Source organism: Deinococcus roseus (genome assembly GCF_014646895.1).
GTDB lineage: Bacteria > Deinococcota > Deinococci > Deinococcales > Deinococcaceae > Deinococcus_C > Deinococcus_C roseus.
In genome coordinates this window covers 48,560-68,132 of record NZ_BMOD01000016.1, presented here as the reverse complement: position 1 = coordinate 68,132, position 19,573 = coordinate 48,560, and the positions used below count along the sequence as shown (strand labels likewise).

The window sequence follows — 19,573 nt, the reverse complement described above, 5'->3', positions numbered from 1 at the left end:
TTGGACCTGGGTTCTCATTTGACTTCGCAGCAACTGGAAGGTGCATACTTGCAGGCAAGGACAACAAGGAGAAAACGTGCAGAACCTGATGCCCATCGGTCAATTTGCCTGCCTGACCGGACTTCATGCCTGCCCCTTCACCCAGACAGGTGAAAATTTAAAGCCTTTTGCCTTCTGACTTCTTCTCTCTGCAGATCAAGCATGGCTTTGTAGGATCCTTGACTTACAGCAAACCCGCGGTCCTCCAGACTGTGAGAACACAGGCAAAGCCCGAAAACAGGAGGTTCAACATGACTGCAGTCGGCCAGCAAACAGTGAAATACCTGGATGAACACAACATCTTTACCGCCGAGAACCGTTTCAACATCGACATTGAAGCCACCCAGCAGAAGTTCCAGGAACTGGTGGCCCGCAAACTTGAGTCCCACAAAGGGTTTGCAGCCAACTCGGTGAAGTTTGCCTACTACAGCAAAGGCCAGCAGGACAGCGAACAGCAATTTCAGCAGGACCAGGGCACCGATGTGCAACACCAGAGCAGTCAGGTCAGCCATGCAGACCTGAAAAAAGCCATGGATGAAGTGCTGGAAGAAAAACAATTCTGGGTGGTTGCAGAGTGACCCCATCTGCTATACTCCTCAGAGCACATGACGAGATCCACGGCACCTGAACCCCCGAGGTCAGGTGCTGTTTTTTTCAAAACGCTTCCGCAAGGAGGCGTTTTTTTTGTGCCAGAAAGAGGAAAACATGTCAAACGATACCCTGCGAGAACGCATTTCTGATGCCTGCTTACTCAATGGAAACTTCAAGCTTCGTTCAGGCGCAATTGCGACCCACTATTTTGACAAATACCGTTTAGAGTCTGATCCAGTGCTGCTCAGAGACATTGCCACAGCCCTGCTTCCCCTGCTGCCAGAGCACTTTGATGGTTTTGCAGGCCTGGAACTCGGAGGGGTGCCCATTGCCACGGTGCTGGGGCAACTCACCTTCAAACCTGTGTATTTTGTGCGCAAGGAACGCAAAACCTACGGGACCTGTCAGCAGGTGGAAGGGGGAGACACTTTCGGCAAGAAACTGGTGGTGATTGAAGATGTGATCACCTCTGGCGGGCAACTGCTGGAAAGTGCAGCCCTGATGCGCCAGGAAGGAGCCCTTCTGCAACATGCCCTCTGTGTGGTTTTGAGGAGCCCTGCAGGTCTGAAAAATGTGCAGGCTGCAGGAATGGAATTGAAGTTTCTGATTCAGGATTTCTGAACCAGAGCATCAGGTGACGTGGCAATGATCTGCTCCAGAATTCCGGTGGGATAGAGTTTCAGGCCCTTCTGGAAGTCTGCAATGGGCTTCCAGAAGGCCGTGATGGAATCGTCCAGCACCTTGAAGGAACGCTGCTCATAAAAAACAGGATTCGTGAAGCGAATGCGGTAATTGAAGGAAATCTGGTGCTCGGTTTTGCCGTTCCATTGAAAAATGTCTTCGATAACCCCCAGGAATTCAAGGATTTCGATTTCTGCGCCCAGCTCCTCCATGAATTCCCGTTTTAAAGCGTCGCGGGAATGCTCGCCATGCTCAATGCCGCCTCCCAGTGCACGGCAAAACAGCAGGCCCGTGTCGGGATTTCGGCTTTGATACACCAGAATTTTTTCATCGTGTTCTGCAATTCCCAGGGCAATGTTTCGCATGTCCACCATTTTGCCTTGCTGGTTGTGGTTTGCCATGCGTCTGACGGCTTACTCCTTCAGAAAGGCAGGCTTTTCCAGGCCCGAATTTCAGGCAGCCGGTTCCTGAAACGCTCAATGGCAGTCCACACATCGGTCATGCTTTCTGTGGTGAGCAGGCGGTCCAGGTAAAGGTTGCGCTCCGCCACCCCGGCCAGATCGAAAGTCCAGTACAGGCCCATCAGGGGGTTGATCATCAGTTCACTGCCCTGGGTGCGTTCGGTGTAATGCTGATCTCCGTAATCCCCACGGATGCCCCCCAGTACAGAGGAATTCACGATGCTGATGCGGTCTCGCATGTGCCCGTGGGCAAACTCCACGGCCTGCTGGTAAAAATCCACCTCTGGACTGCCCACTTGCAGGCTGAAGGTGCCCAGGCTGTGCCCACTGCGGGTCAGGGCGGCCACGCTTTCCAGAAAATGGGCGTGGCACACCCCATGAAAGGCGTCGATGCCAAACCCAATGCAGGCCAGCAGTTTCTGCTTCACGTTTTCCAGGTCCCACACGGCAGCCAGACTGATGGCGTCTTCTTCAGGGGTGCCCAGGCCGTCTTCATCGCCACGCATCAGGGAATCGGTCCCCCCATCCACAAGCACCACGGTGTCCACGTTCAGGGCATCCACCAGGTACTGATATCCATCCTGCAACTGGCGGTAGCCCCGTTTTTCAAAAGCAAACACAGAGCTGTTAAACCCCTGCAGGTGCAAGAATTGACTGAGATACACCTCTGGAAAATAACGCAGTTCAGCAGGGGTCCGGCGGGTCACTTCAAACAGAGTGGGGTGGATTTCACGGGCACCGGTCATGCCAAGTGCAGTAAAAGACAGATTCGCCAGATGCACCTGCTTGCCCGCTTTGACCAGGGCATGGTACAGGGGCAAGGCACAATACACATCAAAACCACCCCCCATGCCAGCCAGCAAAACGGTATGGGCAGATTCCAATTTTTGAACAAAAGGCTGCTTCAACATACCCGATGATTTTGACATCCAGCAAATGAAAAGGCATCTGCCAACTGGCTCTGGTGTGGCTTCTGGGTTTCCAGCAAAATGAAATCAGGTGCCTGCTCAGCGTTTTTGTTCCAGGGCTTTCAGGTAAGCCTTTGATCTTTTTTGCAAGGCGGCAATGGTTTTGCGGTGCTCCTGCAGGTAGGAAGCGGGCAGCAAATCGGTGTACAGCCTGCCGTTCAGGTGGTCGTACTCATGTTGCAAAACCCGTGCCCAGTAGCCCTCGGCTTCCTCGGTGTGCTGGACTCCGTGTTCATCTGTGTAGGTTAAACGGATGGCGAGGGGACGCTGCACATCGTCGGACCACAGACCCGGAAGGGACAGGCAACCATCCGTGTGGGATGCGGTCAGGGTCGCATCCAGAATTTCAAGGCTGGGATTGATCGCCACCACATGCCTTCTGACCTGGGCACTGAGCGGGATGTCCCCTTCTGGTTGCTCCTGGTGGTACTCTGCCGCCACGAACATGCGCACCGGAAGCCCGATCTGGGGTGCGGCCAGACCCACCCCGTAAGCATCGAACATGGTTTCCATCATGTTTTCAGCCAGTTCTTGCAAAGAAGCGGTGCCAAAGCCAGGAATGCTCTGTGGGCGCTGCAAATCCAAAATGGGCATGCAGTGCTTCCTGAGCACCGGATCCCCGTAATACCTCAGGGGATACACCCGGCTCAAGAGGCTTTCCTTTTTGCTCTGGGCTGGACCACGATTTCCAGGTCCAGTTCATCCAGAATGTTCTGCCACAGCTCTGGAATTTTGCCACCCCTGACGGGATCTTTGAGGGCACGGCTGATTTCCTGGGGGGTCTTTTCCAGTTTTCTCGCCAGTTCTGCCTGAGAGATGCGTTTCTGGTGCAGCACCTCCTGAATGGCCTTGCGGATCTCCTCGTTCATGGAGTGATGTTAGCATAAAATGCTGATGATGTTGGCAAAATGTGTTGATAGAAGCCAGAGGCAAAGGGTGCACTCGCCCACCAAACCTGTTAAACTTTCTGGAAGTCCCTTGGAAGGGAAACAACAACATGGCACAGAAACGCGGATTACTGCTGGTGATGACTGGCGCGAGTGGGGTCGGCAAAGGCACCATCCGCCAGGAACTGGAAAAAACCGAAGACTATTACTACTCCATCTCCTGGACCACCCGCGAATCCCGCCCCGGTGAGGAAAACGGGGTCCATTACTTCTTCAAGACCAGAGATGAGTTCGAGGCCGAGATCCACTCCGGTCTGGGCTTTCTGGAACATGCCGAGTTTGTGGGCAATCACTACGGCACTCCCAGAGCGGCTGTAGAAGAACAGCTTTCCCAGGGCAGAAATGTGCTGCTGGAAATTGAAGTGCAGGGGGCCATGCAGGTCAAAAAAGCCATGGATGACGCCATCCTGATTTTCATCATGCCCCCCAGCCTGACCGAACTGAAAAACCGTCTGGTGGGCCGGGCCACCGAGCCTCTGGAGAAAATTGAGAAACGCCTCTCCAAGGCCAGGGGCGAAATCCTGATGGCCCACGAATTCAAATACTGCGTTCTGAACGACAACGTGGAACGGGCCGTGCAGGACATTCAGGCCATCATCCGTGCAGAGCGCCTGAGTGCACAGCGCCTCACCGACGAAGAACTCTCTGAAATTGTGCAGCACTGAATTTCGGGTTTGAGACAGAGACAGGTTTTAAGGCCTGTCTTTTCTTTTGGGTTTTGGTGCTATCCTGACGCATGCAAGAAGGTTTTCTGGAAGTGATTTTTCCCGCCGAAAAGGGTTTTGACCTGGATGCCCGAGATGATTTTGAGGGCTGGATTGATGGTCTGCTGTCCCGTGCCAAACTGGGGCAGGTGCATGGCGCAGGGATGGGTCTGGGGGTGGCTTTGCTGGAGGTCACCATTTTCAAACCAGAAAACACCCCTCAGGCTGTGGATGTCCTGCTGAAACTGCTGAGGGACAGAAATGCCCCTGCAGGAACCGTGATCCATGAACGCAAGCCAGAAGACCAGGTGCACCGGGTGTGATACAGACCTGTCCAAACCGCTGACCCCTCTGTTAGGCTGAGAGAACCATTTGCAACACAGGAGGGGTCATGCGTACACCATTTTTACGTGAGTTGCAGCGCCTTTACGCCCGGAGCAAGCAGGAGCACCAGGAGCCTGCTGAAAACACCATCACCCGCCGTGACTTCTTGAAAGCGGCAACCGTGACGGTGGCCGCCACTGCAGCACCTGCAGCCCTGGCCAAAACCCGCAAGGTCTCAGAGCGGGTGGTCATTGTGGGAGGGGGAACCGCAGGCCTGACCTGTGCCTACCGCCTCTGGCAGGAGGGCATCCATGCAGACATCTACGAGGCTTCCAGCCGTCTGGGAGGCCGCATGTTCAGTGCCTACAACACCTTCGGCATGAACGAGGTGATTGAACTGGGCGGCGAACTGGTGGACAGCGGTCACGAAGAATTGATTGACCTCACCAAAGAACTGGGCCTGCACCTCACCGATTTGAAAGCCGCAGAGAAAGGCCTGAAATCCGAAGACTGGTACTTTGGCGGCAAACGTTACTCCGAAAAAGATTTGATGCGCATGTTCCGACCCATCGCCCGCAAAATAGACGCAGACCTGGAAAATGTGGATCTGGACGTGGTCAGCTACAAACATCCAGGTGGGGCAGAACCGCTGGACAATGTGTCCATCTCTGAATACCTGGACCCCATCGAGACCGACCAGGTGATGAAAGACATGCTGGCCCTGGCCTACACCACCGAATACGGCCTGGACGCCTCGGAGCAGAGCGCCACCAACCTGCTGTACCTGATTGGCACCGACCCCAAATTCTGGCAGATCTACGGCGAGAGCGACGAGGCCTACCACATCACAGAAGGCAGCGGAGCCGTGCCCAGAAAGCTTTCCCAGAAGGTCAATGCACAGATCCATGTGGGTCGGGTGCTGACCCGCATCAGCAAGACCTCCACTGCCCGTTACCAGCTGGATTTCCAGAGTGGTCCCAGCGTCTATGCAGACCATGTGGTGTTTGCCATTCCATTCAGCGTGATGCGCCACCTGGACATCAAAATTGATTTGCCTCCAGCCAAGCGCAGGGCCATTGATGAACTGGGGTACGGCACCAACAGCAAACTCATGGCTGCCTTCACCACGCCCATCTGGAAAACAAAGTACGGTTACAGTGGCAGCACCTACAGCGATTTGCCCTTCCAGACCAGCTGGGACACCACCAGAGGCCAGAAAGTTCAGGGAGCGGTTCTGACCCGTTTTACAGGTGGCACCATCGGTCTGCAGTCGGGAGAGGGCACTCCCGAGGAGCAGGCCTTCGATTTCGTGCAGCAGATTGAAACCCTCTACCCTGGCCTCCAGCAGGCCTACACCGGAAATGCAGTTCGCATGCACTGGCCCAGCAAACCCTTCCAGCAGGGCTCTTACGCTTCCTATCTGGTGGGCCAGTTCACCGGCATCCGGGGTGCAGAAGGAGAGCGTCTGGGACGGCTGTATTTTGCAGGAGAGCACACCTCTGCATTTGCCCAGGGCTACATGGAAGGGGCTGTGGAAAGCGGGAATCGGGTGGCCCGTGAGGTGCTGAAGTTCATCAAGTGAGGTGAAGATGCCGAGGGCTGAGGGCGAAAAGCAGAAGGCAGAAGGCAGAAGACAGAAGACAGAAGACAGATGTAGGAGCTTTGTTCTCCTGGCAGAAGGATTTTTGGTTTGTTGTAGGGGCGAGGCACGCCTCCCCCCTACATCTGTCTTCTGCCCTCCGCTCTCGGCACCTTGCATTCCTGTCGCCCATCCAGCAGATTTATGCACACATCAAACAGCCCAGATTTCCTGCACCCGGTTCAAGCAATTTTCATTGTCCTGATCAAACATTTTCTTGCCATAGCCTGAACGGCTTATCTGGCACTAGGTGCATCAATATATGCTCCCATACGCCAATTCTGGCTGTTGGGAGGTGCTCTTTTTTTGGATAATAAGAACAAGAAAAGAGGAAGCTCATGCACGAATACCTGCTCAATCAACAGGCACACCAGAAGCTGGACCAGATGTGGCAAGAGGCCAGCGAAGCCCGCAAACTCCCCAGACGCTCTTTAAAACAACACCTCGCCCGATTCCTGCGCAATGTCGCCCGCAGCCTGGACGCTGACAAAGACCAGAAGGGGGTTCTTGCCTAAAGTGACTCCATTTAAAGTGAACACCAGAACCTGAAACGCGCCGAGTGAAGAAGATCACCCGGCGCTGATTTTTTGCTGTGCTGATTTTTTGTCCTGGATGGGTTCAGATGGCGAACTGTCTGGGGCTGAAAGGGGAACGCTGCCAGAGGTTGCTGGGTGTGGCGGCCCGGACCTGGGGTTGCTGGGAGGGCAGGGACCACTGGTGCACCCCATGCATCACCAGCAGGTGGTTCAGCACGAAAGCGTTGTGCTGTTTGTTGCTGGAGAACAGGGAGACACCAGAAATGCTTTGCAGGAGGTTCAGCGCCTGTTTGCTGCCCAGTTTGATTTCCTGCCTTCCTGCATTGCTCAAAACCACCAGACGGTTCAGAATGACCGACACCAGGGCAGAGGTGTGCATGCTGACGCCTCTGTTGGAGGGGGAAAAACCGTACACTTTGCCGTTGCGGGGGGAGTACCAGCACTGGCCTTCGCAGAGCAGTTCAAAACCCCGGTTGCGAAGCTGAGCATGTGCAGCCTGGGTCACGGGTTGATCCAGGACCACCCAGCCCAGACCGTTCTGGGTGTACACGGTGCCCTGCAGGGGAACCAGACCGCTGAAGCGCAGCAGTTCCAGGGCCAGCACGTGCAGGGGGGCTTGCAGGTCTTGCAGTTCGCCCCAGATGGTCATGCGAATCTGGTTTTTTCTGTGTTCCAGACGGATTCCAGCCTGTTCAGTGCCCAGCCAGAGTCCAGTGGTTTTTTCAAAGCCCTGCACGTTTCCTGCAGGGGTCTGGATGTTCAGAGGAAGTCCCTCGGTGGGGAAAGCAGGGGCTTCGGGCAGGTACACCACATTCAGTTTGCCCTGCACGCTGGAGGTCAGGCCAGGCACATTCCAGAAACCGCTCAGGTGGCCCATGAGCCACTCGGGAAGGTCTTTTCCGTTGAGGTTCCAGCCTGAGATTTGGGTTTGGAAGGTGTTCATGGTTTCCTGCTTTCTCCCGTGTGGGGATGTTGGTTCTGGAGGGGTGTGCCTGCGTTCTGCTTGATCTCATTTCACTGCAGAGGTGTTAACAAGTTGTTAACAGCACTTTTCTATGCTGGGTTCAAGAAAGAGGAGTTCAGGACCCTGTTTTCTGACACCTCCCCCGACGGCTGTGAAACGACGGCTGTGAAAGCAGTAATCTGTAAGAAAACCCACGAAAGCAGGCAGGAGCAGGGCAATGAAAACAATTCTGATTGTGGACGACAAACTCAGTCTGGTGCGCATGTTGCAGGATTACCTCTCCTCGGAGGGCTACAACACTGCTGTGGCCGACAATGGCCGCAATGCCCTGTTCACCGCCCGCCACACCAAACCCGACCTGATCCTGCTGGACCTGATGATGCCCGAGCTGGATGGATATGGTTTCATGGAGATCTACCGCAAGGAAGCGCAGATTCCCATCATTGTGCTGACTTCCAAACTGGAAAAAGACAGCGCCATCCGCAGCCTGGAACTGGGGGCAGACGACTACATCATCAAACCCTTCGATCTGGACGAGGTGAATGCCCGCATCCGTGCGGTGCTGCGCCGTTACGACAAGGGCCCCAGTGTGGTGCGCATGGTTCGCGTGGCCGATCTGGAACTTGACCCTGAACAGCAACTGATCAGCAAGGCCGGACGCACCCTGGTGCTCACCCGCTCTGAATTCGGGTTGCTCAGCCACTTCATGCAGAACCCTGGAAAGACCTTCTCCAGAGGGGAACTGCTGGAACACATTGATGGCGGAGGCATTGAGAGCCTGGAACGCACCGTAGACGTGCACATCCGCAAACTGCGCGTCAAACTCGGAGATGACTCTTCACCCCCCAGATACATTGAAACGGTGTTCGGGGCAGGGTACCGCCTCAGCCAGAGGATGCTGCAGCCATGAAACTGCTCACCCGGTCCCTCAGGCTCAACCTGGTGCTGGGTTTTGCCCTGTCCTGTCTGGTGGGCCTGCTGGTGTTCGGGATTCTGGCCCACAACGTGGCCCTGGACTCTTACCGCCAGACCGTGCACCAGAACCTGGTGAACACCTACGCTGAAAATGCCCTGCGCTACTACCAGCAAAACGGCACCTGGGAAGGGGTGGATCCGGGGCCGGGAGAAGGCGGCGGTCAGGGTGGAGGACAGCCTGGAGGAGGTCCAGCAGGAGGCCCGGATGGACAGAGGGGCGCTGAAGGGCAGGGAGGACCACCTCAGGGTCAGAATCCTCAGGGTCAGAATCCTCAGGGTGGACAGGGACGGGACGATCCCCAGAAAGGCATGCGACCTGCCAAACACCTGGGCATTCTGGACACCCAGAATCGGGTGGTGTCCAAGACGGAAGTGTATCCCATGGGCCAGCAACTGGACCTCAAGGACCTCCTTTTCACCAAAACGCTGCTGGTGAATGGCAAGGTGGTGGGCACGGCTTTTGAAGATCCTGGAGCGGGAGCCAGTTCGCCCAACCAGCAGGCCATGATCAACGTCATCAACCAGACCATCCTGATGGCAGGGGTGATTGGACTGGCCCTCTCAATCCTGCTGGGGGCAGCCATGGCTGGACAGCTGACCCGACCCCTGGAACGCCTGACGGTGGCCGTGCGCAGCCTGAAATTTGGCAAGCAGCAGGAACCCGTGAAAGAACAGGGGACCGATGAAGTGGCTGTGCTCACCCGTGCCTTCAACCAGATGAGCGACCAATTGGTCAAGGCCGAGGTGCAGCGCCGCCAGATGATTGCCGACATCGCCCATGACCTCGGGACCCCTTTAACGGTGGCATCCGGGTATGTGCAGTCCATGCAGCAGGGCAAACTTGCAGCCACCCAGGAACGCCTGGAAGTGGTTTACGATGAACTTTTGCTGTTGCAAAACCTGGTGGATGATTTGCGTCTGCTGTCCCTGGCAGATGCAGGCATGCTGACGCTCTCCCTGGACCTGATTGCTCCAGAAATGCTGCTGAAGGGCATACAGAAGGCTTTTGCTTTCCGGGCGGAAAAACAGAACATCCGGCTCACGGTGCAAACAGATGCTGACCTGCCCGAGATCCGTCTGGATTTTGAACGCATGCGGCAGGTGCTGGGCAACCTGGTGAACAATGCCCTGCACTACACCCCGGACGGTGGCGAAATTCGCCTCCTGGCAAAACGCACCGATGGAGGCGTGCTGTTGCAGGTGCAGGACACCGGGGTGGGGATTCCTGCGGAGAAACTGCCGTATATTTTTGAGCGTTTTTACCGGGTGGACGAAACCCGCAGCCCGGAAAACGGGGGTGGATCAGGATTGGGTCTGGCCATTGCCCGCTCGATTGTGGAATTGCACGGGGGCAAAATCTCTGCCCAGAGCGTGATCCGGCAGGGAACCACCATCAGCATTCTGGCACTGGCTTAGGCTTCTGGGCTTGCTTGGGGGTGGGCGTTTGAGGTTTCTGGGGGATCTGGCATCAGTCCTCTAACACGCCCACCCATCCCCCAATGCTGACGGGGGACAGCCTTGAAGCGCCAGCGAAAGGCAGGGGGATCTCACCCCCAGTGCTCTCAACCACCCAGTACCACCAACGGAGTTACAGATTTGATTGCACCAGACGTGCAATCAATGCAATCAAAGCACGCAAAACTTCCGAAAAGGACGGCAGTCCCGTATGCTCTGTTCATCTAAAAACAGAACGCTTGCGGCTGCTTTCCGGCAGCCCGGTGGAGGTTTTATGCAAAAAATCGTGTGTGTCACGCTGGCCCTTGCTGCTGCTGCTCCTGCCCTTGCCCAGGTTCCCAAAGGTTACCCTGCTTCTTACCAGAAAACCGTGGATGAGGCCAAAAAAGAGAAGAAACTGGTGATCTACTCTTCCACCGACCAGGCGAGTGCCCAGTTTTTGCTGGATGACTTCAAGGCCCTCTATCCTTTTGTGGATGTCGAGTACAACGACATCGGGACCACCCAGCTTTACAGCCGTTACATCAGTGAAGCAGCAGCAGGAGGCAAGAGTGCCGACTTCCTGTGGAGCAGTGGCATGGAACTGCAGGTGAAACTGGCGACAGATGGGTATGCTCTGGCCTACACCTCTCCCGAAGCGAAGAATTACGCTGCCACCTCCAAGCTGGACAACATCCTGTATGGCACCACCATGGAACCTGGCGTGCTGGTCTACAACAAGCGTTTTGTGAAAAAGCCCCCCACCACCCACGCTGAGTTTGCCAGGGTGCTCGCCGATTCCAAGATGAACGGCAAAGTTGCCACCTGGGACCCTGAAAAGAGCGGCATCGGTTTTACTTTCCTGCATGAAGACACTGTGGCAGTCAGTGGTGCCATGGACCTCTTCAAGGCACTGGGCAAATCGGGTGCAGGCCAGTACTCCTCCTCTGGCGTGATGATGGAAAAAGTCATCTCTGGAGAGCATTATTTCGGGTACAACGTGATCGGCTCTTATGCCCTGCTGCGGGCAGAGAAAGTACCAGACATCGGGGTGGCCTACTTCAGAGACAAAACCGTGGCCTTCCAGCGTCCTGCGTTCATCAGCAAACTGGCAGAGCACCCCAACACCGCCAAACTGTTCCTGGATTACCTCCTGAGCACCCGTGGACAGACCGTGATGGCCAACAAGTCCCTGATCTACGCCCTGCGCCCTGGCATTGAGGGGCCTGCTGTGCCCAAAAACGTGTACAGCAAAATTGGCGGCAAGAAGAACCTGGTGGTGATTCCGGTGTCCAGAGACCTCCTGAAGAACCTGGATCCAGCGGTGCGCAATGACTTCCTGAACGACTGGCGTTCTGCCCTGAAAGGCCAGTGATGACGGGCCGCAGCCAGGGGAGGATGGACGCCCAGGACCTGCCTGCAAAACAGATCCGCCTGAAACCCGCTTACTGGGGCATCCTGCTGACCGTGGTGGTGGCTGTGCTGGTGCTGTCTCCCCTCGGACTGCTGGCCTACCAGAGCCTGCTCAGTGCCCCCTTCTTTGCCCCCATCAAGCAGGTGTCGCTGGATGCCTACAAGTACGTTCTGACCGACCCGGCTTTTTACCGGGCACTGTTCAACTCCTTCGTGATTGCGCTGGGAATGGTGGTGATCGCTGTGCCTTTTGGCACGGCGCTCGCCTTCCTGGTCAACAAAACCGACCTGCCATTCAGAAAAGCGTTTGAGCTGCTGCTCCTGACTCCCACGTTTGTCTCGCCCATCATTCTGGGGATCGGCTTCACCATCGTGTTTGGTCCGGTGGGGCTGGTCAGCAACGTGTTCCAGGATGTGTTTGGACGGGTGCCCTGGACCATCTATTCCCTGCCAGCCATCGCCATCATTGCGGGTCTGCTGCACGTCCCTTACGTGTACCTGTATGTGTCCAGCACCATCCGCAACCTGGACGCCTCTCTGGAAGAGGCCGCCCGGATCAGCGGTGCAGGCATCTGGACGGTGGCTTTGAACGTCACCATCCCCCTGGTGCGTCCGTCTGTGGTGTACAGCGCCATGCTGATGCTGCTGCTGGGCTTCGAGATTTTCGGGTTGCCGCTCGTGCTCGGAGACTCCAAGGGCATCGATGTGATCACCACCTACCTGTACCGCCTGACCGGAGTGACGGGCGTTCCTGCCTACGGACCCATGGCTGTGGTGGCCGTGATGCTGATTTTGCTGGCCCTGGTCATTGTGGGCATCCAGCGCAAGGTGCTGGGTGAAACCGGAACCAAATACACCTCCGTGGGGGCCAAAGGTTACCGTTCTGCCCGCTTCAAACTGGGCAAGGCCAGATGGTGGATGGTGCTGATCACCGCCCTTTACCTGCTGGTCACGGTGATTTTACCGGTATTCGGGGTGGTTTTAAGAAGCTTTGTGACCAGCTGGGGTGCAGGGGTGAACCTGCTGGACGTACTGACCCTGAAAAACTACAGCGCGATCTTCACCCTGCCTGACCTGAGCCGCGGTGTGGTCAACACCTTCATTGTGGCTGCAGTCGGCGGATTTGTGGCCGTCGGGGTGTATCTGACCATCGCCTCCGGGATTCTGCGCAGCACCCCTAACCTTCGCCGCACCCTGGATTACATCTCGGGCCTGCCCCGCTCGGTGCCCGGTCTGATCATGGGTCTGGCGTTTCTGTGGCTGTTCCTGTTCTTCAAGCCCATCGGGTTTCTCAGGACCACCCTGGCCAGCCTGATCATTGCTTACACCATCGTGTGGCTGCCTTACGGCGTGCGCCTGCTGACCGCCACCCTGATGCAGATCAGCAAGGACCTGGAAGAAGCCGCCCGCATGGTGGGGGCCAGCCCTTTAAAAGCCTTCCAGAAGGTGACTTTGCCTCTGCTGCAAAGCGGTCTGCTCTCTGCATGGCTCCTGATGTTCATGCAGTTCGTGCGGGAATACTCCACCGGGGTGTACCTGCTGACCCCCGGAACCGAAGTCCTCGGCTCGCTGATCGTGTCCCTGTGGGCCACCGGAGCGGTGGATTCCATTGCCGCCCTTTCCAGCATCCAGATCGTGATCATCAGCATCGTGTACCTGATTGCCAACCGCCTTGGCGTGAAAGCAGGAGAATGACATGGCCACTTTAAGCATCAAAAACCTCAGCAAGAAACTGGGCCAGAACCAGATCCTCAAAGACCTTAATATTGACGTGCAGGAGGGGGAAATCATTGCTTTGCTTGGCCCATCTGGGAGTGGCAAGACCACCCTGCTCAGGTGCCTGTCCGGTCTGGAAACCCCTGACAGTGGCAGCATCACCCTGGCAGGAAAAGACCTCTTCAACTCTGCAAACGGCACCATCGTTCCCCCCGAGAAACGCAACATCGGTCTGGTGTTCCAGTCCTACGCCCTGTGGCCCCACAAAACCGTCGAGCAGAACGTGGCTTTCGGGCTGGAACTCCGAAAAACCCCCAGAGATCAGGCCAGAACCAGGGTCGAAACCACCCTGAACCGCATTGGCCTGCAAGGCCTCTCAGACCGCTTCCCCGGACAGCTTTCCGGTGGGCAGCAACAGCGGGTTTCGCTGGCCCGTGCCTTCGTGACCGACCCTGTTTTGCTGCTGCTGGACGAACCCCTCTCCAATTTAGATGCCAAACTCAGGGAATACGCCCGTGTGTGGCTGCGTGAAGCCCTCAAAGCTGCCAACATGACTGCTGTTTTCGTGACCCACGACCAGGCCGAAGCCATGGCCATCGCAGACCGCATTGCCGTGCTGCACAATGGTCAGCTCGCCCAGATTGCCACCCCCCAGGAACTCTACGAGAACCCCAACTCGCTGTTCATTGCAGACTTCATGGGAAGCCCCAACATCCTCACAGGACAGGTCTTGCAGGTCGAGCACCAGGAAGCCACCATCAAACTCGGGGACAGCGTGGTCAAAGCCCGCATGAATGCCCCCGTGCAGAAAGGCGAAACCTGCAAGGTGGTTTTGCGCCCCGAACGCCTCTCTCTGGGAGAAAAAACCGGAAACAGCCTGCAGGGCAACAAGGAACACTCCCTGTACCTCGGGGCCTACTACGAACACTGGTTCCAGGTCGGAGACGAACGCCTGAGGGTCCACACCCCCACTCCAGTGGGATTCGGTCAGGTCAGCATCAATTTCACGCCGCAGAGTGCGCTGGTGTTTCCGGCTTGAGGCCGAGAGCGCAGGGCCGAGGGCAAAAGAATGCTTTTGCCAGAACACTGTAGATTTGACATTTGGTCAGAGCTTTAGCACCCTACGCTCTCGGCTCTCGGCTCTCGGCTCTCGGCTCTCGGCAGAATAAAATAAGGACACCCATGCAAAACGCCACCCAGACCCGAGATTACATCCCTGTCCTGCAAAGGGGGAAGATGCCGGGGATCCGGTGGCGCTTTTTTCGGCTCCTGTTTGTGCTGTTCAGCCTGGGGTTTCTGGTGCTGGGTGGGGCAGAGGTGCGCCTTCTGTACCAGCAGGCCCTCACCGATTACGGTCAGAAGGCCCTGGCGATCTCCCGCATGGTGGCGACTTTGCCGCAGGTGAAAGAGCACCTGACCCAGAGGGATGCCGTGCAGGTGATCAACCCACTGGTGAACGCCTTGCAGAAGCAGGTGGATGCCGATTTCATCGTGGTGGGAAACCGCCAGGGCATCCGGGTGGCCCACCCCCTGCCAGACCGCATTGGTCAGCCGATGGTGGGTGGAGACAACGATGAACCCTTTGCTGGAAAAGAGATCATCAACACCGCAAAAGGCAGCCTGGGAGACAGCATTCGGGGGAAAGTCCCGGTGTTTGGGGTCAGAAATCAGGTGATCGGGGTGGTGTCCACGGGGTATCTGCTGCCCAATTTGCGCAGTCTGGCCTTGCAGGTGACCCTGAGTTTGCTGCCCTGGTTTGGGGTGTCTTTGCTGACCGCGCTGATCGGGAGTTTGTGGGTGGGCGGGCGCATCAAAGCAGCCATGCACGACCTGGAGCCCGAGCAGATCGCTTCCCTGGTGGACCAGCACCGCACCGTGCTGGACGCCATTGAGGATGCTGTGCTGGTGGTTCAGGAGGGCGGAGGGGTGGTCCTGATGAACCCGAAAGCCCAGGAGCATTTCCCTCAGGCAAAGGAACTGCCTGTGCCTCTGGAGCAGATCTGGCCCGAGATCGGTGATCTGCTGCAGGACAAAAGAGAAAGGGTGCAGAATGCCCCGGTGGGTCTGTCAGGATTGCCTGTGCTGGTGACCATTTATCCCATTGCAGGCCAGCAGGTGATCACCTTTCGGGACCAGCGGGAGATCATGCAGGTGGCTGCAGAACTCACCAGCGTTCAGCGTTACACCGACCTCCTCAGGGCACAGACCCATGAATTTCAGAACCTGCTGCACATTCTGGCGGGTCTGATTCAACTCAGGCACCATGACGAGGCCCTGCAACTGATCCAGCAGCAGAGCACCCAGCACGGCGAAATTCAGAACGCGCTAGGGGATGTGCAGTTCTCCAAGCTGAAAGCCCTGCTGCTCGGGAAATACGCCTATGCCAGAGAGAAGAATGTGCGTTTTGTGCTGGAACCGGGCAGTGTGCTCACGTCAGACTGGGAACAGACCCACGCAGATGAAATCCTGCTGGTCACCGGAAACCTGATCGAGAATGCCCTGGAAGCCGTGGCCGGGCAGGAAAAGGCAGAGGTGCGGGTGTTCATCGGGGAGGACCCGGAAGGCCTGCAGATCGAGGTGACGGACAACGGCAGGGGCGTCCCTCCAGAACTTGCGCAAACCATCTTCCAGCGTGGTTTCTCCACCAAAGGGGAGGGCAGAGGACTGGGTCTGTCGCTGGTGCAGCAGCACCTGAATGCCCGGGGCGGCACCATCAAAACCTACCGCAAAGACCAGCACACCCATTTTCTGGTGAGCATCCCCCGCACGCAGAGGTCCAGCCATGCAGTATAAAGTGATCCTGATCGAAGACGATTATCTGGTGGCCAAGATCAACCGGGAAACCATCGAAAAAAACCCCAGCTTTCATGTGATCGGGCATGCCGATGGGGTGCAGACCGGTCTGAAACTGATCCGCAGCCTGGACCCCGACCTGATCGTGATTGACACCTACCTCCCGGATGGCAGCGGTCTGGAACTTTTAAAGACCATCCGGCAGGAGAACATCTCCACAGATGCCATCATGCTCACTGCTGCTTCGGACCTGGACAGCGTGCAGCAGGCTTTGAGGGACGGCATTCTGGATTACCTGATCAAACCCGTGCAGGAAAGCAGGCTGCTGCAAACCCTGGAGCGCTTTGTAGAGCGCCACCGGGCTTCCGGGCAGAAACTCACCCAGGCCAGACTGGACCGCATGCTGGGCCTCAGACAGGAAGGACACCTGCCCAAAGGCATCCACGCCCACACCCTCCGGGAGATCAAGGGCCTCTTGGAATCCATCCCAGATGGCCTCACTGCAGATGAGGTCAGCGAGAAACTCACCATCAACCGCGTCACCGCGTGGCGTTATCTGGAGTATTTGCTGGAACTTGGAGAACTCGGGGTGGGGTTGCAGTATGGGGCGGTGGGGAGGCCCACCAAGCGCTACAGGCGGGTGTGAAAAGTCCCCGGTCAAAACCGGGGCAGGGGTGGATTGCTGGTTACTGCACCGTCACCTGATCCAGATAAATGGAGGACTGCCCCGAACTGTTGCCCGGAGAGGTGAATTCCACCCCGATTTCCCGCACATCTGCAAGGTTGGAGACCCCGGAGAGAGGCAGAGACAGCGTGGTGGCACTGCTGCTGTTGATGGGGGTTGCTGCTCCAGAGAACCACGTCCAGCCTGAGCCCGTTTTGACGAAAATTTTTGCGGTGATCCCGCTGCCTGCATTGCCCCAGGAGGCGTGTTTCACCCGTGCCCTGAGGGTGGTTTTTCCGGTCAGGTTGCGGGTCTGGGTGAGGCGCAGTTCATGGGATTTGCTGCCAAAATCCACATCGGCCTTGAGGGAGGCACTGCCCACCGTGGCCCACTCTGTCACCGACCAGGGACCTGCTTTCACGTTGTACCCTGTCCAGCCCTGGGTGCTGCCTTCAAAGCTGTAGAGCAGGGTTTCCGTGCTGGTGCTGCCCAGGGTGATGTTGCGGGTGGCACTGTTGCTGGCTCCTCCATTGTCGGTGGCGGTGGCTTTCAGGGTGTGGCCTCCACTGGCAAGTCCAGGCACAGAGAAGGTGTAGGGAGCGGTGGTGTCGGTGCCTTTCAGGACCCCATCCACATACAGATCCACTTTGCTGACCGTGCCATTGCTGTCACTGGCGCTTACGGCCACATTGATCGTGCTGCCTGCTGCAAAAACCTGGCCCTCTGTGGGCGAGGTGAAGCTGACCGTGGGCGCTGGATTGGGGGGTGTTCCAAAGACCGTGGCAATCTTTGCACTCCCCAGATCAGCAAAGATCATGCTTCCCCAGGCGGTGGGAGAGGAGGCATTGAAACCATTCACCATGTCCAGGGCCTCCAGCCCCGAGCCATTCCCGGACCAGGACCAGCCCATGTAGCCGTTCACGGTGCTTTTGCTGGCAGACATGATGGTGCTTGCCTCCACATAAGCCCCTTTGTGGCTGCTGGCGAATTCCCCGACCACCAGTGGCATTCTGGCAGCAGCAAAGGCATTCAGGTAATCGGTGACCTTCTGGGCGGTATTGTACACCTCGTACATGTGCACCGAGAAAATCAGGTTTTTATCGGTGTCGCTGTTGAAGATGTCGGTGGCCGCAGAGCGCATGGTGCCTGACCAGTCCTGGCCCCAGTTGGGGGCATCGACCATCAGGGTGTTGTGAATGCCTGCGGTTCTCAGTTTCTGGATGGCGGCTTTGATGGCAGGAGACCAGCCTCCCACATTGTTGTTGCCCCAGGGTTCATTGCCGATGTTCACAATGACAAAAGCTTCCTGCCCGATGAGGGCGTCTTTGACTTCCAGCCAGTAATTGGCGGCATTGTCCAGGCTGCAGGCGGCTCCATCTTCACCGTATCCGGTGGTGTCATGCACCTCAACCACAGCCACCATTTTGTTGTCTTTCGCCTGCTGGATCAGGCTTTTCAGTTCATTCACCGGGCTCTTGTACCAGCCCCGACAACCGCTGCTCAGCACGATGCGCACGCTGTTGGCATTCTTGCCCCGAATGGCGGGCAGGGCTGCACTGGTGGTGCTGGTGTACCACGCATGGGGATGGTTGACCCCCTGAAAGATGAACACAGAGCCGTTGGCATCCAGCAATTTGCCATTGGACACGTAAAATCCGCTGGCAGCATTCTTCTGGGGAACCTGAGGGGTGCCAGAAAGTTGACTGCAAGCAGCCAGCAGGGCGGTGGTGAGGAGCAGGGAACAGGTTTTCAGTGATGGCTTCATGTTTTCTCTCCTGGACAATGAAATCACGAACCACCACTGCCAGGGAAGAGGAACAGTGCAAGGATCAGACCTCCGTTTCAGGATGCAGCGAGGACAGAGGACAATGGTGTTGTTTTCGTGATGGAATCACTGTTACATAAACACAATGCATTTTCAAGAGAAGTCTAGACAGGTATCTTCTGTAAAATTGTCGAATTAAACGCAGAAAAACATTTCAGATCAACAGCATTCTGAAATTTTCTGAAATCCTCATGCTGTAGTTTACGTAACAAAAATGCAGCAAGAAAAGCAGAAGGCTGAGATGCAAGTTCTGCATGCTGACCTTCTGCTTCCTCTGGTTCTTAATGATGTTCCAGCACAGTCTGAAGGACGCTGGCTTGCGACTTGTTGCGTTCAGCTTTTAGCCCTGTGCTCTCGGTCCTCAGCCTTCTTACGCCGAAAGCTGCTTCTTCAACCGCGTCAAAATCGCACCCATCCCGCGCAGACGCATGGGGGTGATCAGTTCGGTGAGGCCCATGTTGAAGTAAAAGTCATCCGGGACATTCAGGATCTCTTCGGGGGTGGCCCCTTCCAGACCTTCCAGCAGGATGCCTGCAAAACCGCGCACGGTGGGGGCTTCCTGGGGGGCATCGAAGAACAAGTGAACCTGGCCGTCTTGCACTTCGGAGAACAGGAAGAAAGGGCTCTGGCACTCGTGGACCTGTTCCATCTGGTCGTGGTTGGCTTTCAGGCGCTCAGGGAGGGCAGGAACCCGTTTGGAGAAGTCCAGCAGGGCCTGCAGCCGGAAGGCTTTGGGGCTTTTCTGGAACATGTTCACCACGGCTTCCAATTTGGGAGGCAAAGCAGTCATGCTTACCAATGTACTGCAAGTTCTAGACGGGCTTTTGTGATGTGTCTAGTAGTTTACTGGACTTATCAATTATAGTGGTGTTGAATATTTGTAGCACACACGCAAAAGG

20 protein-coding genes are annotated in these 19,573 nt (G+C 56.5%); 13 read left to right on the top strand and 7 right to left on the bottom strand.

Annotated features, from left to right (window positions below; translation table 11 throughout):
* Positions 1-290: 290 nt before the first annotated feature.
* Together IEY52_RS17825 and IEY52_RS17820 are read left to right on the top strand one after the other, a co-directional pair.
* On the top strand, positions 291-617 hold the full coding sequence (locus IEY52_RS17825; protein WP_189004906.1) for a hypothetical protein: 327 nt from the start codon (positions 291-293) through the stop codon (positions 615-617).
* 127 nt (positions 618-744) lie between these two features.
* On the top strand, positions 745-1,251 hold the full coding sequence (locus IEY52_RS17820; RefSeq protein WP_189004904.1) for an orotate phosphoribosyltransferase: 507 nt from the start codon (positions 745-747) through the stop codon (positions 1,249-1,251).
* Here the strand turns inward: IEY52_RS17820 and IEY52_RS17815 are convergent.
* The 4 genes from IEY52_RS17815 to IEY52_RS17800 all read right to left on the bottom strand — a co-directional run bounded on the left by IEY52_RS17815 (position 1,239) and on the right by IEY52_RS17800 (position 3,609).
* The gene (locus tag IEY52_RS17815) at positions 1,239-1,712 is read right to left on the bottom strand and encodes an NUDIX hydrolase (RefSeq protein ID WP_189004902.1); all 474 of its coding nucleotides are present in this window, start codon (positions 1,710-1,712) and stop codon (positions 1,239-1,241) included. The two genes, IEY52_RS17820 and IEY52_RS17815, sit on opposite strands and share 13 nt — an antisense overlap.
* Before the next feature lie 20 nt (positions 1,713-1,732).
* Positions 1,733-2,683 (bottom strand): DUF1152 domain-containing protein, encoded by a 951-nt coding sequence (locus tag IEY52_RS17810; protein ID WP_189004899.1) that lies wholly within the window; start codon positions 2,681-2,683, stop codon positions 1,733-1,735.
* A 96-nt stretch (positions 2,684-2,779) separates the two neighbouring features.
* Complete coding sequence (locus IEY52_RS17805; RefSeq protein WP_268239737.1) at positions 2,780-3,382, bottom strand: peptide deformylase; 603 nt, start codon at positions 3,380-3,382, stop codon at positions 2,780-2,782.
* Between the two features lie 5 nt (positions 3,383-3,387).
* Complete coding sequence (locus tag IEY52_RS17800; RefSeq protein WP_189004895.1) at positions 3,388-3,609, bottom strand: hypothetical protein; 222 nt, start codon at positions 3,607-3,609, stop codon at positions 3,388-3,390.
* A 128-nt stretch (positions 3,610-3,737) separates the two neighbouring features.
* Here IEY52_RS17800 and gmk point away from each other — a divergent pair, with 128 nt between their 5' ends.
* From gmk to IEY52_RS17780, 4 genes are all read left to right on the top strand, one after another.
* On the top strand, positions 3,738-4,352 hold the full coding sequence (gene gmk / locus IEY52_RS17795) for a guanylate kinase (protein ID WP_189004893.1): 615 nt from the start codon (positions 3,738-3,740) through the stop codon (positions 4,350-4,352).
* A gap of 71 nt (positions 4,353-4,423) precedes the next feature.
* Positions 4,424-4,714, top strand: coding sequence for a hypothetical protein (locus IEY52_RS17790; RefSeq protein WP_189004891.1), 291 nt, complete (start codon positions 4,424-4,426; stop codon positions 4,712-4,714).
* A 68-nt stretch (positions 4,715-4,782) separates the two neighbouring features.
* Complete coding sequence (locus tag IEY52_RS17785; protein WP_189004889.1) at positions 4,783-6,297, top strand: flavin monoamine oxidase family protein; 1,515 nt, start codon at positions 4,783-4,785, stop codon at positions 6,295-6,297.
* 395 nt (positions 6,298-6,692) lie between these two features.
* Positions 6,693-6,869 (top strand): hypothetical protein, encoded by a 177-nt coding sequence (locus IEY52_RS17780; protein WP_189004888.1) that lies wholly within the window; start codon positions 6,693-6,695, stop codon positions 6,867-6,869.
* Positions 6,870-6,972: 103 nt separating this feature from the next.
* On the opposite strand, the gene IEY52_RS17775 is transcribed toward IEY52_RS17780, so the two are convergent.
* On the bottom strand, positions 6,973-7,833 hold the full coding sequence (locus IEY52_RS17775) for a hypothetical protein (RefSeq protein ID WP_189004887.1): 861 nt from the start codon (positions 7,831-7,833) through the stop codon (positions 6,973-6,975).
* A gap of 238 nt (positions 7,834-8,071) precedes the next feature.
* Between IEY52_RS17775 and IEY52_RS17770 the strand changes: the two genes are divergently transcribed.
* The 7 genes from IEY52_RS17770 to IEY52_RS17740 all read left to right on the top strand — a co-directional run bounded on the left by IEY52_RS17770 (position 8,072) and on the right by IEY52_RS17740 (position 16,831).
* The gene (locus IEY52_RS17770) at positions 8,072-8,764 is read left to right on the top strand and encodes a response regulator transcription factor (RefSeq protein ID WP_189004886.1); all 693 of its coding nucleotides are present in this window, start codon (positions 8,072-8,074) and stop codon (positions 8,762-8,764) included.
* A complete protein-coding gene (locus IEY52_RS17765; RefSeq protein ID WP_189004885.1) occupies positions 8,761-10,245 on the top strand; it encodes a sensor histidine kinase in 1,485 nt (494 codons plus the stop codon). The genes IEY52_RS17770 and IEY52_RS17765 overlap by 4 nt, the downstream gene beginning before the upstream one ends.
* Positions 10,246-10,558: 313 nt before the next feature.
* Positions 10,559-11,638 carry an ABC transporter substrate-binding protein gene (locus tag IEY52_RS17760; protein ID WP_189004884.1) on the top strand — a complete coding sequence of 360 codons (1,080 nt, stop codon included), beginning with the start codon at positions 10,559-10,561 and terminating at the stop codon, positions 11,636-11,638.
* Complete coding sequence (locus IEY52_RS17755) at positions 11,638-13,371, top strand: ABC transporter permease (protein ID WP_229684857.1); 1,734 nt, start codon at positions 11,638-11,640, stop codon at positions 13,369-13,371. The genes IEY52_RS17760 and IEY52_RS17755 overlap by 1 nt, the downstream gene beginning before the upstream one ends.
* A gap of 1 nt (position 13,372) precedes the next feature.
* Positions 13,373-14,431 (top strand): ABC transporter ATP-binding protein, encoded by a 1,059-nt coding sequence (locus IEY52_RS17750; RefSeq protein WP_189004883.1) that lies wholly within the window; start codon positions 13,373-13,375, stop codon positions 14,429-14,431.
* Between the two features lie 143 nt (positions 14,432-14,574).
* Positions 14,575-16,185, top strand: coding sequence for an ATP-binding protein (locus tag IEY52_RS17745; RefSeq protein ID WP_189004881.1), 1,611 nt, complete (start codon positions 14,575-14,577; stop codon positions 16,183-16,185).
* On the top strand, positions 16,175-16,831 hold the full coding sequence (locus tag IEY52_RS17740) for a response regulator (RefSeq protein WP_189004879.1): 657 nt from the start codon (positions 16,175-16,177) through the stop codon (positions 16,829-16,831). Before IEY52_RS17745 ends, IEY52_RS17740 begins: the two co-directional genes overlap by 11 nt.
* A gap of 40 nt (positions 16,832-16,871) precedes the next feature.
* Here IEY52_RS17740 and IEY52_RS17735 read toward each other — a convergent pair whose 3' ends face one another.
* Entirely contained in the window at positions 16,872-18,614 is a 1,743-nt protein-coding gene (locus IEY52_RS17735; protein ID WP_189004877.1) for a cellulase family glycosylhydrolase, read from the bottom strand.
* Between the two features lie 430 nt (positions 18,615-19,044).
* The gene (locus IEY52_RS17730; RefSeq protein WP_189004876.1) at positions 19,045-19,464 is read right to left on the bottom strand and encodes a SufE family protein; all 420 of its coding nucleotides are present in this window, start codon (positions 19,462-19,464) and stop codon (positions 19,045-19,047) included.
* Positions 19,465-19,573 lie beyond the last annotated feature (109 nt).